At 57.4% G+C, this 15968-nt stretch carries 14 protein-coding genes, 1 tRNA gene and 1 pseudogene; 11 read left to right on the plus strand and 5 right to left on the minus strand.

Annotated elements, in window-relative coordinates; all coding sequences use genetic code 11:
- The first annotated feature begins 140 nt into the window (after window positions 1-140).
- The 11 genes from E5K03_RS16245 to E5K03_RS18040 all read left to right on the plus strand — a co-directional run bounded on the left by E5K03_RS16245 (window position 141) and on the right by E5K03_RS18040 (window position 10229).
- Window positions 141-2321: an elongation factor EF-2 gene (locus E5K03_RS16245; RefSeq protein ID WP_138007850.1), complete on the plus strand. Its 2181-nt coding sequence runs from the start codon at window positions 141-143 to the stop codon at window positions 2319-2321.
- 226 nt (window positions 2322-2547) lie between these two features.
- Window positions 2548-3081 (plus strand): amino acid-binding protein, encoded by a 534-nt coding sequence (locus E5K03_RS16250; RefSeq protein ID WP_138007851.1) that lies wholly within the window; start codon window positions 2548-2550, stop codon window positions 3079-3081.
- Window positions 3078-4031, plus strand: a complete 954-nt coding sequence (locus E5K03_RS16255; RefSeq protein ID WP_138007852.1) for a homoserine dehydrogenase — start codon at window positions 3078-3080, stop codon at window positions 4029-4031. Before E5K03_RS16250 ends, E5K03_RS16255 begins: the two co-directional genes overlap by 4 nt.
- A gap of 577 nt (window positions 4032-4608) precedes the next feature.
- Window positions 4609-5871, plus strand: coding sequence for a translation elongation factor EF-1 subunit alpha (gene tuf, locus E5K03_RS16260; protein ID WP_138007853.1), 1263 nt, complete (start codon window positions 4609-4611; stop codon window positions 5869-5871).
- The gene (rpsJ, locus tag E5K03_RS16265) at window positions 5872-6180 is read left to right on the plus strand and encodes a 30S ribosomal protein S10 (protein ID WP_137197842.1); all 309 of its coding nucleotides are present in this window, start codon (window positions 5872-5874) and stop codon (window positions 6178-6180) included.
- A gap of 210 nt (window positions 6181-6390) precedes the next feature.
- The gene (locus E5K03_RS16270; RefSeq protein ID WP_138007854.1) at window positions 6391-6996 is read left to right on the plus strand and encodes a rhomboid family intramembrane serine protease; all 606 of its coding nucleotides are present in this window, start codon (window positions 6391-6393) and stop codon (window positions 6994-6996) included.
- Window positions 6997-7037: 41 nt separating this feature from the next.
- Window positions 7038-7109: transfer RNA gene (locus tag E5K03_RS16275), tRNA-Ala, on the plus strand.
- A gap of 325 nt (window positions 7110-7434) precedes the next feature.
- The gene (locus E5K03_RS16280; protein ID WP_205743023.1) at window positions 7435-8064 is read left to right on the plus strand and encodes a DUF7437 domain-containing protein; all 630 of its coding nucleotides are present in this window, start codon (window positions 7435-7437) and stop codon (window positions 8062-8064) included.
- Complete coding sequence (locus E5K03_RS16285; RefSeq protein ID WP_138007855.1) at window positions 8057-8605, plus strand: hypothetical protein; 549 nt, start codon at window positions 8057-8059, stop codon at window positions 8603-8605. The genes E5K03_RS16280 and E5K03_RS16285 overlap by 8 nt, the downstream gene beginning before the upstream one ends.
- A 414-nt stretch (window positions 8606-9019) precedes the next feature.
- Window positions 9020-9706, plus strand: a complete 687-nt coding sequence (locus E5K03_RS16290; RefSeq protein ID WP_138007856.1) for a hypothetical protein — start codon at window positions 9020-9022, stop codon at window positions 9704-9706.
- A 454-nt stretch (window positions 9707-10160) separates the two neighbouring features.
- A complete protein-coding gene (locus tag E5K03_RS18040; protein ID WP_449267304.1) occupies window positions 10161-10229 on the plus strand; it encodes a hypothetical protein in 69 nt (22 codons plus the stop codon).
- Window positions 10230-10243: 14 nt separating this feature from the next.
- Here the strand turns inward: E5K03_RS18040 and E5K03_RS16300 are convergent, their stop codons facing one another.
- The 5 genes and pseudogenes from E5K03_RS16300 to E5K03_RS16320 form a co-directional block, all read right to left on the minus strand.
- Window positions 10244-10672 (minus strand): type IV pilin, encoded by a 429-nt coding sequence (locus E5K03_RS16300; protein WP_138007857.1) that lies wholly within the window; start codon window positions 10670-10672, stop codon window positions 10244-10246.
- Between the two features lie 337 nt (window positions 10673-11009).
- Window positions 11010-12017 (minus strand): cytochrome d ubiquinol oxidase subunit II, encoded by a 1008-nt coding sequence (locus tag E5K03_RS16305; RefSeq protein ID WP_138007858.1) that lies wholly within the window; start codon window positions 12015-12017, stop codon window positions 11010-11012.
- Window positions 12010-13467 carry a cytochrome ubiquinol oxidase subunit I gene (locus E5K03_RS16310; RefSeq protein WP_138007859.1) on the minus strand — a complete coding sequence of 486 codons (1458 nt, stop codon included), beginning with the start codon at window positions 13465-13467 and terminating at the stop codon, window positions 12010-12012. Before E5K03_RS16310 ends, E5K03_RS16305 begins: the two co-directional genes overlap by 8 nt.
- Before the next feature lie 343 nt (window positions 13468-13810).
- Entirely contained in the window at window positions 13811-14764 is a 954-nt protein-coding gene (locus tag E5K03_RS16315) for a hypothetical protein (RefSeq protein WP_138007860.1), read from the minus strand.
- Window positions 14765-14934: 170 nt separating this feature from the next.
- Window positions 14935-15951: pseudogene (locus tag E5K03_RS16320) on the minus strand (ABC transporter permease); the annotation flags it as partial.
- Window positions 15952-15968: the final 17 nt, after the last annotated feature.

Below are 15968 nucleotides of genomic sequence, written 5' to 3' on the forward strand. Positions count from 1 at the left end.
TCGGGGAATGGAGTGCGATCGTGTGCGACCTTGTTGCACACATATCTGGGAGAAATCCGGGTGTATCCCGCGTATTCGGCCGAATCAAAGAACGGAGAAACACTATCCTTTTGACCCTCCTGCCGGTAAAGGACTGTATAATGGGCCGACGAAAGAAGATTGTACAAGAGTGTGAGAAGCTGATGGACAACCCGGAGAATATCCGGAACATTGCCATCGCTGCTCACGTCGACCACGGCAAAACGACGCTTTCGGACAACCTCCTCGCCGGGGCGGGCATGATTTCGGACGACACCGCGGGTCAACAGCTCGCGATGGATACGAAAGAGGACGAACAAGAGCGTGGGATCACGATCGACGCAGCGAATGTGTCGATGACCCACGAGTGGGAGGACACAAACCACCTTATCAACCTCATCGACACGCCGGGTCACGTTGACTTCGGCGGTGACGTGACTCGCGCAATGCGGGCGGTCGACGGGGCACTTGTTGTTGTTGACGCTGTCGAGGGCGCGATGCCACAGACCGAGACTGTCGTTCGACAGGCACTTCGGGAAGGTGTCAAGCCGGCACTGTTCATCAACAAGGTCGATCGACTCATCAACGAACTCCAAGAGGGTCCCGAAGAGATGCAACAGCGGCTCCTCGACGTCATCCGCGACGTGAATGAGCTCATCCGCGGGATGACAGAGGAGAAAGACTACGACTGGACGGTCTCCGTCGAAGACGGCACCGTCGCCTTCGGGTCCGCCCTGTACAAGTGGGGCGTCTCGATGCCGTCGATGCAAGAGACCGGGATCTCCTTCGGCGAAGTCATCGAGATGGAACAAAATGACCAGCGCCAGGAGCTCCACGAGGCGACGCCGCTGTCGGACGTCGTCCTCGACATGGTCGCCGAGCATTTCCCGAATCCGCTCGACGCTCAGCCACGCCGGATCCCAACGATCTGGCGCGGCGACAGCGAAAGCGAGTTGGCCGAATCGATGCGGCTCGTCGACGATGACGGAGAAGTCGTCTTTATGTCAACAGATATCTCAATGGACCCTCACGCCGGCGAAATCGCGACCGGGCGGCTCTTTTCGGGCACGATCGAGAAAGGCCAGGAGCTGTACGTCTCTGGGACCGCAGGCAAAAACCGCGTCCAGTCGGTTGGGATCTTCATGGGCGGTGAGCGCGAGGAGGTCGAGCGCGTTCCCGCCGGTAACATCGCCGCAGTGACCGGGCTGCGAGACGCGATCGCCGGCTCGACGGTCTCATCCGTGGAGATGACGCCGTTCGAGTCGATCGAGCACATCTCCGAGCCGGTCATCACCAAAAGCGTCGAGGCGACGAAGATGGACGACCTGCCGAAGCTCATCGAGATTCTCCAGCAGGTCGCAAAGGAGGATCCAACGATCCGGATCGAGATCAACGAGGATACCGGCGAGCACCTGATCAGCGGACAGGGCGAGCTCCACCTGGAGGTCATCACCCAGCGAATCCGTGACAACCAGGGCATTCCGGTCCACACCGGCGAACCGATCGTCGTCTACCGCGAACAACCTCAACAGCAGTCCCGCGAGGTCGAGGGTGTCTCGCCAAACCGCCACAACAAGTTCTACATCACGGCGGAGCCGCTGAGCCAGGATATCGTCGACGAGATCAAACTCGGGAACGTCTCGATGGACATGCCCGAACTCGAACGACGTGAAGCGCTCCAGGAGGCCGGCATGGACAAAGACACCTCCCAGAATGTCGAGCACATGTTCAAGACGAACATTCTCATCGACGACACGAAGGGGATTCAGCACCTCAACGAGACGATGGAACTCGTCATCGAGGGACTCGAAGAAGCCCTCGACAACGGCCCGTTGGCCGCCGAGCCGGTCCAGGGTGCGTTGCTTCGGCTGCACGACGCTCGGCTGCACGAGGACACGATCCACCGTGGGCCCGCACAGGTGATCCCCGCGGTTCGAGACGCCGTGCACCGATCGCTCATCGACGCGAAGATCAAGCTGCTCGAGCCGATTCAGAACGTCCGGATCGACGTTCCGTCCGAGTACATGGGATCGGCCTCTGGCGAGATTCAGGGTCGACGCGGTCGCGTCGACGACATGTACCAGGAGGGTGATTTGATGGTGATCGAAGGAATCGCCCCGGTCGAAGAGATGATCGGGTTCTCCTCAGACGTCCGCTCTGCGACTGAGGGCCGTGCGTCCTGGAACACCGAGAACGCCGGATTCCGTGTCATGTCCGATAACCTCCAGATTGACAAGATCACCGAAATCAGAGAGCGCAAGGGCATGAAGCTCGAGCTGCCGCCGTCGGTCGACTACATCTGAGCGCCCGCACTCACAGCGATCGATCGGTGCGTTGGCCCTGCCTGCCAATTGGTGTCGCATTTTTTAACACGATTCGCCTTCGACGAAGTCTTATAGCCAACGGAAATATACATCCATAGTACATGTGGAGGCAGCTACGACCCGCCACCCGACGTATCGAGCCGGAGCTCTCACGCGACGCGTCGGGATCCACAACACCGCCGCGATTGCCAACGGAGGGACACCGATGACCGCGACGGATCGAACCGAGACTCAGACCCACACCGTTCGCCTCGAACTCGTCGACGAGCCGGGTGAACTGCTACGAGCACTCAAACCCATCTCCGAGAACGGTGGGAACCTCATGTCGATCTACCACGAACGGGGGAACCTCACCCCACGGGGACACATTCCGGTTGAGATCGACTTCTCGTGTGCGCCCCACCAGTTCGAGACGATCGTCGATGCCCTGCGTGGGGAGGGCGTGAACGTGATCCAGGCAGGGACCGAGCGGTACGACGAGGAGCTCACAGTGTTGCTCGTCGGCCATCTCGTCGACACCGATCTCTCGGATACTTTACAAAAGATCGAAGCCTGCGCGAACGCGTCGCTGAAAGACCTCTCGTTGTCTGCCCCGAAGGGGACCGAGGAGGCCTCGAGCGCGCTGTTACGGTTGGCCGCTCGATCGGGAACCACCGAAGAGACGCTGTCGACGCTTCGGTCGATCGCTGACGGGAAAGACCTGCACGTGGTTGAACCGCTCACGGAGGGGAGCCGATGACCGGTCGGCTCGCGGTGATTGGCGCTGGCGCAGTCGGGCGCTCGGTCGTCGAACTTGCCGGTGAGTACGGCTACTCGGTGACCGCAGTCGCTGATTCTTCGAGTGCGGCGATCGACAGTGAGGGGCTTGACGCCGAGGCTGTGCTCGACCGGAAAGATGAAACAGGGAGCGTTGGGAATGAGACGCCTGAGGCGGCGTTGGACGCAGCATACGACGTTCTCATCGAGGCGACACCGACAACGCTCGGGGACGCCGAACCCGGGTTTTCACACGTCGAGGCGGCGCTCGAACGCGATCGTCACGCCGTGTTGGCAAATAAAGGCCCTGTCGCAGAGCGCTACGGTGACCTCATGGATCTCGTCGATGCCAGTGAGGGCGATATTCGGTTTGAAGCGACAGTCGGGGGCGCGATTCCGGCGCTCTCGACGATCGAAGACGTTGGTGCGACGAATATCACGGCCGCACGCGGTGTGCTCAACGGAACCGCGAACTTCATTCTCACCCGGATGGCCGCAGAGGGACTCGATTATGAGCACGTCCTCGCGGAAGCCCAGGATCTGGGCGTCGCGGAAGCTGATCCGACCTTCGACGTCGAAGGGACAGACGCCGCGCTCAAGTGTGTTATCCTGGCGAACGTGTTGGGCCAGGGCGATCGGGAGTTCACGCTCTCGGATGCGACTGTCGAGGGGATCACGAACGTCCCCGGCAGCGCGCTTGAGTTGGCCGCGGAGTCCGGCCGGACTGTCCGGCTTGTTGGTGAAGCTTCTCCGGGGGCAGTCCGTGTCGGGCCGCGGCTGATCCCCGAAAACGGGACGCTCGCGGTGAGTGGAACCCAAAATATCGTCCAACTTGAAACCGAACACGCCGGACAGCTGAACATCAGCGGTCGCGGTGCGGGCGGTCCAGAAACCGCAACGGCGGTGCTTTCTGACGTCGGTCGGCTGTTTTGAGTCTACAGAGAAAGCAGGCAGAGTGCCTCGGGGCTTGACCCCGAGAGTGAATGCCGTCACAATATTAAACAATTTAAGAGATTCGAGCTATAATACACTGACAACGACCAGAAACAAACATCTCAAAGTATGAACTAGATGACCTCTAGTTCTTTGCTGGTCGTTGGTTTGGAATTGCGACTCCTCTCAAAACCGTCCATTGGGCGTGAGACGGGAGTTGTCGGGTCGTGGTGGAGCGACCGACTCCCACGGACACATCGGCGTGTTCGAGTGTTAATTCCAGCCGACTCCAACCGGAGAAGGTCGGGAGGAATTAAATTCGCCTGCGGGTGCGGTGCAAACCCAAGACGGTGAAACCTCGGGGCTTGACCCCGAGGTACTTCACGAGGTTGGGTTGCGGTGTTGTCACTGTCTCGAATCGCGGTCAGAACAGACTCCGCGTCGTGTGTCACCCCCGCATGCGACAACAGTCCACAAACCGCAAGACGGCGAGCGGGTGATCGAGGGGTCGTATCGAAATGGTTTTAGGGTAAACAGCCGAAAGATCCCCACAGAGCGCCTTAGCGCGTGACATACCATGAGTGACAAACCACACCAGAACTTGGCCATTATCGGCCACGTTGACCACGGCAAGAGTACGCTCGTGGGCCGACTCCTCTTCGAGACAGGATCGGTCCCCGAGCACGTAATTGAACAGCACCGCGAAGAAGCCGAAGAGAAGGGCAAAGGCGGCTTCGAGTTCGCGTACGTGATGGACAACCTGGCGGAAGAGCGAGAGCGCGGTGTCACGATCGACATCGCCCACCAGGAATTCGACACGGATACATACTACTTCACGATCGTCGACTGTCCGGGCCACCGTGACTTCGTGAAGAACATGATCACGGGCGCCTCCCAGGCAGACAACGCGGTCCTCGTCGTCGCCGCAGACGACGGTGTCGCGCCGCAGACCCGCGAGCACGTGTTCCTGGCACGGACGCTCGGAATCAACGAACTCATCATCGGCGTCAACAAGATGGACCTCGTCGACTACAGCGAGGACACCTTCGAAGACGTCAAAGAGGAGGTCAACCAGCTCCTCAAGCAGGTTCGGTTTAGCGACGAGACCACCTTCATCCCGATCTCGGCATTCGAGGGCGACAACATCTCCGAAGCATCCGAGAGCACGGGCTGGTACGACGGCCCAACTCTCTTGGAAGCACTCAATGACCTGCCAGAGGTCGAGCCGCCGACGGACGCGCCGCTTCGGCTGCCGATTCAGGACGTCTACACGATCTCCGGTATTGGGACCGTCCCTGTCGGACGAATCGAGACTGGGACGATGAGCCCCGGTGACAACGTCTCCTTCCAGCCGTCGGACGTCGGCGGCGAGGTCAAGACAGTCGAGATGCACCACGAAGAGGTCCCGCAGGCCGGCCCCGGCGACAACGTCGGATTCAATGTCCGTGGGATCGGCAAGGACGACATCCGTCGCGGTGACGTCTGTGGTCCCGCCGACGACCCGCCAAAGGTCGCCGAGACCTTCACGGCCCAGCTCGTCGTGATGCAGCACCCAAGCGTCATCACCGCTGGTTACACGCCGGTCTTCCACGCGCACACCGCACAGGTTGCGTGTACGATCGAGTCGATCGATCAGAAGCTCGACCCCGCCTCCGGCGAGGTCGCCGAAGAGAATCCGGACTTCATCCAGTCCGGCGACGCCGCGATCGTCACCGTGCGACCGCAGAAACCGCTCAGCATCGAGCCGTCCAGCGAGATCCCAGAGCTCGGCAGCTTCGCTGTCCGTGACATGGGACAGACCATCGCAGCCGGCAAAGTGCTCGAAGTCAACGAGCGATAAATGCAGCAAGCACGCGTTCGCCTCGCGGGAACCAGCCCCGAGGACCTCGACAACATCTGCGACGATGTGCGCGAGATCGCCGAGAAGACAGGCGTCAGCCTGAGCGGACCGATCCCGCTGCCGACGAAGACGCTGGAGATCCCTGCGCGCAAGTCACCCGACGGCGAAGGGACCGCGACGTGGGAGCACTGGGAGATGCGCGTTCACAAGCGTCTCGTCGACATCGACGCGGACGAACGCGCGCTCAGACAGCTCATGCGTATCCAAGTGCCAAACGACGTGAGCATCGAGATCGTCCTCGAAGACTGAGATCGACTGCCGGCTGCGATCGAGTCGCGGCCACTCAGCTCACACGGCGCTAAGGTGTATCACACCTCGCTTCGATTTCTTTTCTTTTAGCTTCGGAGCGACTGCGATAGCGCTCGACGTTGGACACTCCTCGAGCATGGTCGTGTTTGGGAGACATGCAGCCGAGGCTCCCGGCGATCGCTTTTACTGGATACACAGCCTACGTGCTGTATGGCTCGCAGCCCGACGATCGAGGTGCTTGTTGTTTGTACGGTCGTCTTCGTCGTGCAATCGATACTCGGGTTGTTCAGTTCTCCGATCGCGACAGGGCTGTTCGCGCTGACCGGCCCCGTGGCGGTCAACCCGCTTTCGATCGTGACGAGCGTGTACGCCCACGCAGGGCTCGGCCACTACGTCGCGAACATGGTTGCGCTGTTGGTGTTCGGCCTGCTCGTCGAGCGGCGAACGACACGCGCCCGTTTTCACGTGTTCTTTCTCAGCGTCGGGATGCTCGCCGGTATCGCGGAGGTGACGATCGGCGGGCTCCTCCGGGGACCCGTGGCAGTGCTCGGTGCCAGTGGCGCGATCTTCGGGCTGCTGGGGTACCTGCTCGCGGGGAATACGGTTTCGCGGACGGTGTTCCGATCGATCGAGCTGTCTGGACGCGCCCAGCTCGCGCTGTTTGCGGTTGTGGCACTGGGTGTGACGATCGCCACGGGCCAGCCGGGGGTTGCACTCATCGCGCACTTTACCGGGTTGCTGCTCGGATTGGTCGCTGGTCGTGTTGGGCTGTTAGATGTGCGGCGATCGGGACACAGCACCGCATACGACGGCTAAAACAGAAGCTACAAGTATTGACGTCGGCTCTATTTTTGTGAGGGCTCGTAGATCAGTGGCAGATCGCTTCCTTCGCAAGGAAGAGGCCCCGGGTTCAAATCCCGGCGAGTCCATTCGTCTCACTTCGTTCGACTCATTCCCTCGCCAACCCTCGCGAATGCTTCGCGTTCGCTCGGTCCCGGCGAGCCCACTTTTGCCTTATCCGCTATTTTCGGGAGATTCAGATTCTCTACCGCCCACTGAGTATGTCATTACTGATTCGGTGAGAATTCGTTACGAGTCGTGACGGGGGTCATCGCTGGCCTGGATTCGCAGTCTTCGACTCGGAGACAGTCAAAATAATCACTCGGTCAACGGGACAGACTGACAAGCACACCGAGTGGGTCGGAAGTGGTAATCTCCGAAACGCTTTAGATTATAGTTCGCGTACTATGAACTATGTCTGACGCTCCACCTATCACGTACTCACCGGACGCGGCACACACTGCTCGCCGGTTTTTTGCCTTCCAAAAATTGTTGGGAACTCCCGAACTCGCCCGGTTCTACACGGATCTGCTGATCAACTCCCCGACGGCGGTCACCGCGGCCCGTGAGCGCCAGGGATGCTCGAAAAGCACTGCGTACAAGTATGCCAACACGCTGGCCGAGTTGGGAGTCGCAACTGAACTCGACGAATACGAGGACGGATCGGCCCTCTGGCGTGCCGACCCTGTGAGCGGCAACTGGACGGACGAAACGACGCTCGAACTCGGTCCAGTTATCATCGCCGTCTACGGGGCCACCAGCGTCGATGATGACCTCGAACTGTTCGTTGACCGTCACGGGAAGGCAGCACTCGCCCCCGCCGTCACGGCGACAATCGACTACCTGAAAGGCAACACGACACGCCGCGGCGTCGCGGATGACCTTGACGTCCCTGCTGTAGAGGCCATCGCAGTTACACAGGCGATCGAGCGGATCATCGCCGTGGTGAAAGACCACGATCCGACGCTCGACGACGTCACGTTCGACGTAGACGTCCACGACCGGGCGATCGAGCAGGCACCGTACCAGCGCAGCGATGAGTGAGCCGCATCCGTCGCCGTTTCCGACTGCGCTCATCCTCGATACGAGCTTTCTCCGGACGATCGGTGGGGCGGGAAGTGAGCCCTACCAGACGTTCGTCCAGTACGTCCAGGCCGAAGACCGAGAGCTGTACTTGAGTAGTGGTGTCGTCGAAGAACTCACCGAACAGCGTGGCTACATCAGCGTCGATTGGGTGGACCGAGCGGACACGACGGAGTGGATCACTCTCGCAGGTGAACTCCAACTAGGGGTCCGAGTACACGATGGACCGCGTGCCGGCGAAGTCATGGATCGGGTTCACGAGCGGTTGGCAGCGTTCGAACAGACGAACCCCGACGAGCTGCGAAAGACGGACTCGGAACTGCCGGCAGTCGGGGTGATGCTTCTCGGCTCTACGCCACACGGCTCCGTCGGGATTCTGATGGACGACCGAAACGCTGAACGAGCGATCACTGGCGTCATCGAGAACTCATACTACGAAGGACGCATCCGTGTCATCGATATTTGGACGGCAATTGAATACATGGAGTCACAACTCGGGTGAGCGAGGGAACCCGAGAGAAGCATAGAATTTATCCTCCGGTGTCACTACTGTCTGTTGCATTACCACAACGACTGGCGGACTAATCGCCTGACAGCACGGGGATTAAACGGATTTTTTGAAGTAGCGTAACGGAATCCCGGCGAGTCCACTCACTTTCTTCCGTCGCTTCGCTCCGTCAGTCGTTCGTGGACTCGCCGACCTTCGCGAAACCTCCGGTTTCGCTCAGTCCCGGCGAGTTAATTTGTCTCGCTTCGACGAGATTCCCGTAGCTCTTGATCGATCGGTGCCTGTTCCAGTGTGGTTTCTTTGGTCTCATACTCTGCCTGAGAGTACATGCTGAGATTTACAACGAAGAGAGAAATTCACCCATAAAAATAAGTCGTGTGTGTTGATATATTCTTCCAAGATTGATCCATGTCGTTAGGTACAAATCAACAGTTGGCAAGTGATGTTGTCTCAGCAATCAAGGAATGGACGCCATCAGAGGCTCACGGTCACGAGTCGAAGTTTCAAAACGAGTTGCAGGAGTATCTCGATTATCGACTAAACTCGGGCAGCAGCATGATCGGTGCAAATGAGCAAATTGTAGTCGAACGTGAACACGGCAATGTCAACGGAGATGTCGTTGTCAATGGGGCCATCGGGATTGAGATGAAACGTGACTTTTCGAACAACCAAGCCAAGAAACTACGCGGGCAAATTGAAGAATACCAGAGAGAGTACACTCATGTCATTGCTCTCGCTTGCGGTATTGAAGATATGGACGGGTGGCGAAAATTGAAAAACGACTACGAGAATCAGCCAGGTATAGGGATGAATCCAGACGATGCCCCCGTACGGTTCATTCACAAAGCAAAATCAAACTACGGAACAGGAGACTCCGCGAGTAATTACGAGCATGCAGATGGGAGCAGTCAGGGTGGGGCAGAATTAGAAGAACTCGCTGAAGTCATTGAGGGGGGCGTGAAAGGGTATCAATCACTTACAGATGGTGGACCTATGGACTCTGGTAAAGCCGTTATAGCTGTCGCCCAGGCCGTCTTTGTTGTTGGTTTTGTTCTTGTTCTTATCGGCGTTATTTTGTTCAGTTTTGTTCTGTGAATAGCCCATCCTGTTTAACTCTACTGAGACGCTGAGTAACTGATATGCATCGTGTTCGAGCAGGGAGATATATTTAATATGAGGATATGCTGAAATACTCATTTTTTGACACATACTTCGTACCGCATACGGAGGGTAATTCCAGCAACAAAAAAGCAAATTACGGCAGCGATCGAGGTGATTGAGAGTGTAGATTTATATCAAAATGGGTGTCTGTTACCCCGAGATGACGGGTTTCACCGATCGCCCATCCATCGAGAGATAAAATAGGGACGTAACGAATCAAGATTTGGCTTAGTGACGAGTGAAAGCGGGTTCTTGATCGGTGAGTGCGATTGTTAGAGCCGTCCTTACGACGATCTGCTGCATCGATCGTTCTTCATGCAACTCTTACTCATTTGATTAAATCAAAAGAAATCTTGAGTAGGTATGCGGTGATCTCGATCCGACGACAATCCAGCAGTTCAACACGTCAGTACTTGGAACTCGATATCGGATATCGATCGAAAGTAGATATCAATAGCGTAAGTATGTTATTTATTCGGATTCTCCGCTTGCCAGTGTGGTCGACCGATCTCCATCGTCGAACACCAATGAGACCGTTTCACCGGAGCTAACGTTACCCACTCTTAGTGATTCTCCCGCTGTTAGTTTTTCATTGATTTGTACTCGGCCGTCAACGTCGGTAGCATTAATGCCGTTAATGTCGCTCTCAGAAACGTCCCCAACAATGTATGACTGATTAACCGGGATAGAATCGCCACTTCTGTGAGTGAAGGTAATATTATCTCCTTCTGGTTCCACATCAAACGATGCCTGCGGCGTTGTATCCCCAACCCCATCACCGAGTCCGATCACGAAGGTCCCGATCACCGCAGCCAAAATTACGGTGATCGCCACCATGAGTATGACTCCTATGACGGGTGAAACGGCGCGTTCCTCTGTGAGTAACGTTTTGATTGTCATGATTGCTCCGTATCGACAGTGCACCAGTAGGAAGCACCCAACCCACACCGAGGGTGCCTCCGGGCAAGTCACCTGCCGTTATCCGTGAACATCCTGGACACGTATATAAAATATCGCCTCAAATTATCATGTATGAAACCTACAGTATATAAAACCGCTCTTTATCCCCAATTTAGAGCCGATCGCGACGACCGACGTTCTGTGCCCGTCCAGTCATATTATCTGATATGTTCCGTCTCTTAATAATTGATGTGAGTCACAACACAACGAAATTCTTTTTCTAGAGAAAGTTATCTTCGAAAATAGCCGTGCCTCGTTCGCTGTGGGAGCGTCGAGACTAGCTGCTGTAGCCCTTCGACTCGCTGTCGATCGGGCCAGCGAAAGTGCGATACAGGAATCTGAAGTACCAAAGCACCAGCAATAAGACGGGAAGCCCGAGGATCGTGGTCAGGTTGAGCGCAAGCGGAGAGACAACAACGGCATCGATGGTGAGCCCGCTTTCGGGATAGATCGTCGGGTAGAGGAGGGTGCCGACAAGCCCGACTAAGAGAAACGAGAGCCCGACGGTCGATCCGAACCAGAGCCGGTGTCGACCCTGTCTGGCGGCGACAATCCCACCGATCCCGAAAACGACGCTGGCAAGAACGACAGCGATCGCCGGCAGTGTCCACAAGAGGGCTCGAACGTTCGAGGGGTTGAGCCAGGAGACAACTATCAGCAAAAGGACAACGCCGCCGAGATAGGCAGCCGTCGACGCAGTGCCGTATCGAACCATTGTGTCGGCCAGTGAGCCGCTCGTTTTGGCCGCCAGAAAGGCTGCTCCGCTGGTCAGACAGAGCGCAACGAGGCCGACGCCGGTGAGCAGACTCGGAAGGCTGACCACCGACGTTCCGAAGATCCAACTGCCGACCAGTGTACCGAGAAGCAACGGGGTGACGGTGCTGCCGAAGACGAACAGCTGATCACACCGTCGGCGCCACGCAGGGTCCTCACGCTGTTCGCGGAGCTCAGGCGCGATACCGCGAAAGAGCAGTGCCATCACGATCGCGATCGCAAGCAGGTAGTGCTCGCTCAACAGCCGCGAGTAGACCGCCGGAAACGCTGCCAAGAGGGTCGTCCCAAAGGCGACAATCCAGACCTCGTTCGCGTCCCAGATCGGCCCAAATGCCGACAGCAGTGTTTCGCGATCGTGCTCGTCACGGGTGGCATACAGCATGCCGATCCCGAAGTCCATCCCGTCGAGGGCGACGTACATCGCCAGTGTGAACATGACGACGCCGAACCAGACGGTCGGCAGCGACTCGATGAGATACGAGTCGACCGGAATCAGCAGGGGACTAGTCATCGCCGCCCACCCAGGGGAGCTGCGGTCGATCAGACTCCGCAGGCGTTCGGACTCCCATCCGTTCGAGTTCGGCCTCGATCAGCCACTTGAGAACGAAACCGAACGCCGTCAACAAGGCGAGATAGAGGACGACAAACGCGAGGAGCGTACCCGTCGCTTCGGTGCCCGTCAGCGTGGTCGATACTGCATCGTTGGTCTTGAGGACATCCTGAATAACCCAGGGCTGTCGACCGATTTCAGTGACGTACCAGCCAGTTAGCAGGGCGATAAAACCCAACGGGCTTGCCAGCATCATCGCCTGAAGGTACCGGGTACTCTCGTGGAGTCTGCCCTGTCGAAGCAAGTACCCACCCCAGAGAGCAAGGCCAATGAACAGGAACCCGAGTCCGACCATTACGCGGAACGACCAGAAGACAAGTGCGACAGGTGGATTGTCGTCGTACTCGTGTAAGCCAATAACCTCGGCTTGGAAATCACCCCCACTGGCGAGAAAGGAGCCCAAAGCAGGGAGACTGATCGTAAAGAGGTTGTCCGTCCGCGGATCTGTGAGTGCGTCAACGCTTTTCGGCACGGCAATCAGATGGAGATCAGCCTGACCGGTATCGTAGTGAGCTTCCATGGCGGCGAACTTCTGTGGCTGGGTGTCGGCGACGTGTCGACCGTAGGCGTCTCCGTGGATCGCCTGAAACGGCGCAGTGATCAAAAGCAGGACGACCGCCATTTTGAGGGCGGTATTCCACGCCTTCGACGTGCGGTTGTGCCAGACGAAGTAGGCAGCGATGCCGGCGACGACCAGCGTCACTGAGATCACTGACGCGTTGATCATGTGGACGTACATCCACGGCATCCGCGGGGTGAAAAACGCCGCTATCGGGTCCGTGAGCGTGGCAATCTCCATTCCGTTGCGATCGATAAGCTCGAAGCCCTGTGGCGTCTGCATCCACGCGTTGACGACGAGAATCCAAAATCCAGAGAGCCATGCTCCAAAGCCGGTTAGCACTGCTGAAAGGATGTAGGTCCGATCGGAAACCCGCTCGCGACCGAATAGCAAGACACCGAGGAAGACAGCCTCGAGAAAGAAGGCCATCTTGGCCTCAAACGCTAAGGGTCCGCCGATTAGCTCACCGGCGACCTCAGAGAACACCGGGAAGTTCGTCCCGAACTGGAAACTCATCGGGATTCCCGTTACCGTCCCCATCACGAAACCGACAGCAAACACCCTGACCCAGAACTCCCGAAGGCTGGTGTAGGCTGCCGCGTCGCTTGTGACATCTTTCCAGGTGAAGTAGATAATAAACGGCGCCAGTCCGATCGAGAGCGCCGCAAAGATGATGTGTACAGTAATCGTCCAGCCGAACTGCGCTCTGCTTGCCAGTTCGGGAGATAACAGTAGACTGGTTTCTACGAGTTGGACCCCACCGCTCAGTACAGCGTTGGATGCGGCTATCATACGCTCTTGTCCCCGTAAAACAAGGCAGTGAGCTATCTATACAGTTGTGGTATGATAGTGAAATTCTAGTGTGAGAAATAAGCTATTTGCTGGTGTATTTTTGATACTCATACCAAATATAAGTGTTAATATTGTTTATTATATACTATAGCCCGTTGCACGTCTTCAAAATTAGTGCGAATCTACCCCCTATTTCGCTGCTTTTGCAGTACAAACCCCGACATTAGAGTACATATATGTCCGCTGGGGCCCAGCTAATAATGAAGATGCAATAGGCTATACTATACTGGTACCAATGTTCTGGTCCGATTATACCCCGCACATCTGTCGATCGACAGCTGTGTCACCGACAGAAGCCAGTCTTTGCAACCGCGGCGACGGCCTCGGCAACAGATCCCGGCTGGAGACCAAGTTCGTCGTCAGAAACCGATTCGAGGTAATCGATCGCTGCAGCCTTCTCAGGCACTACGTCTGGGTGTTCGACAGCGAAGTGGACCAACGCGATGTGTCCATAGGTATTCACGACCTCGTGGGAGTCTTCGAGAAGATCGAAAAGCCGCATTGAGGTCCGTGGGAACCGTTGGGGATCTTCGCCGAGGAGGTTTCCGGCGGCGATCGCTGCCGCCGTCCGGACGCGTGGCTCGCTCGCAGTGGCCGAACGAGCGATCGAGCGGTCTCCCTGGCTCACGCGCTCGGTGTCTCGAGACCCAACCTCTGCGAGCAGCGAGAGTGCACTGACCCGCAGGTTGGAACTCGGGCTATCGAGCCGTGAGAGCGCAGGATCAATTCCTTTTGTCGCAGCCTGCTCGTTTACTGTCGCCATCTGTGCGAGCGATCGGAGCCCAACGAACGCCAGCTCCGGATCATCCGACCGAGCGACGGTCCGAAACCCCTCACTCCACACCACGAGCTCCCGGGGGCAACGAATCCCGATCCACTCGATCGTGTCGCTGGCCCGACGGTGGACTGACCGGTCGAGAGATCCACTTTCCAACAGCACGAGCAGATCGCCGATCCGATCACCGGCTGCCGCCACATCAGTGAACACGAGATCGTACACTCGAGCAACGTATTCAGCCGACGACAGCGGTTCTGGATCCTCAGTAGACTCGTCGTCGAATCCACGGTCCGCGCGGACGTCTGTTTGAGTCGATCGATATACAGAGGGATCTGCTGGCTGTAGGTCGGTAACAGCATCGATCGACGGGACGCAGACAGATGACTGATCGGTGGCGTGGCCCGGTCTGATGTGAGAGCGCTCGTCGTGGTTTGAGGAGCCCGGGTTCGGTGCAACCATTATACGAAAACACCCATGATGTATGAGCTATCCAAACCACGGAAATTAAACTTTTGTCAGACAGTATCGAATCTGAGAATCAGCTAGCCACGTAGTGCCTCGACAGGTCGAAGCGTTGCAGCCTTGTACGCCGGGTATGCGCCAGAAATAAGACAGATGAGAACACCGAACGCGAACGCACCAAGCAGGTACAGACCGTTTGAGGCGACGAACACCACATCGAAGCCGATCGGTGAGATGAATACGAGTCCGATCGCTGCCAGTCCTGCCAGGACCGCCCCAAAAAAGCCACCAACGACACCGAGGAGCGCGGCTTCGGCCAACAGCACTCTGAGCACGTCGGCTTTGTGAACCCCGACAGCCCGGAGTACGCCGATCTCTTGTTTTCGCTCGTTTGTGCTCATCAGCATAACATTGAAAATACTCACACCGGCGACGACAAGTGAAATACCGGCGATGCCGAGGAGGAACCGGTTCAACAGCGAGAAGAACTCGTCGATCGTCGCAAGCAAACTCGAGAGCTCAAACACAGAGACTCGTTCTTCACGGGCGTTGAGCTGTGTTCGAATTCGATCGGCGATGGCCGTCGCTGCGGCTCCGGAATCAGCCTGAACGACGACTTGATCGTACGTCCGTCCGCCAATCGCAGATTCAGGAAGGACGACCGCGTTGTTCGGCGAGACCGGCGAGATTTGCTCTTCGGATTCGAGGATCGCGATTACCCGATAGCGTGCGCCGGCAACCTCAATTGCGCTGCCAACGTCGAGATTGAGCTCATCGGCAACAGCTGCGCCAACGATCGCACCCTGTCTATGGCGGTCGGGGATTGTCCCTGCAGCAGCAGTAAAGAGTATACCTGGCGTATCAGTCCCGTAGACCTGTCCAAGCGTTTGGCCGCCGCTGGCGCTGATGAGGGCGTTGTCCGTTCGAAGCGCAACCGCACTCCCATCCCCCCCTGTCGCGCGAGCGATCGCATCGACATCTCGAACGGTGAGGCTGTTCGTGCCAGTATCTTCGTTCGGGGTGACAATTACTTGATCACCGATCCCGCCGAGTTCTGCATCTGCAGACAAAGCGAGGACGTTTCCAAAAATTCCGAGCGATGCAATGGCGAACACACCAATGAGCACACCAAGGGCAGCCAGAGCAGTTCGAATCCGGTTGCGCCCCAGGTTTCGCACGGCCATTCTGATCGCCGGAATCG

Origin of the sequence: Halalkalirubrum salinum, assembly GCF_005543295.1 — an archaeon.
GTDB classification, from domain to species: domain Archaea; phylum Halobacteriota; class Halobacteria; order Halobacteriales; family Haloferacaceae; genus Halalkalirubrum; species Halalkalirubrum salinum.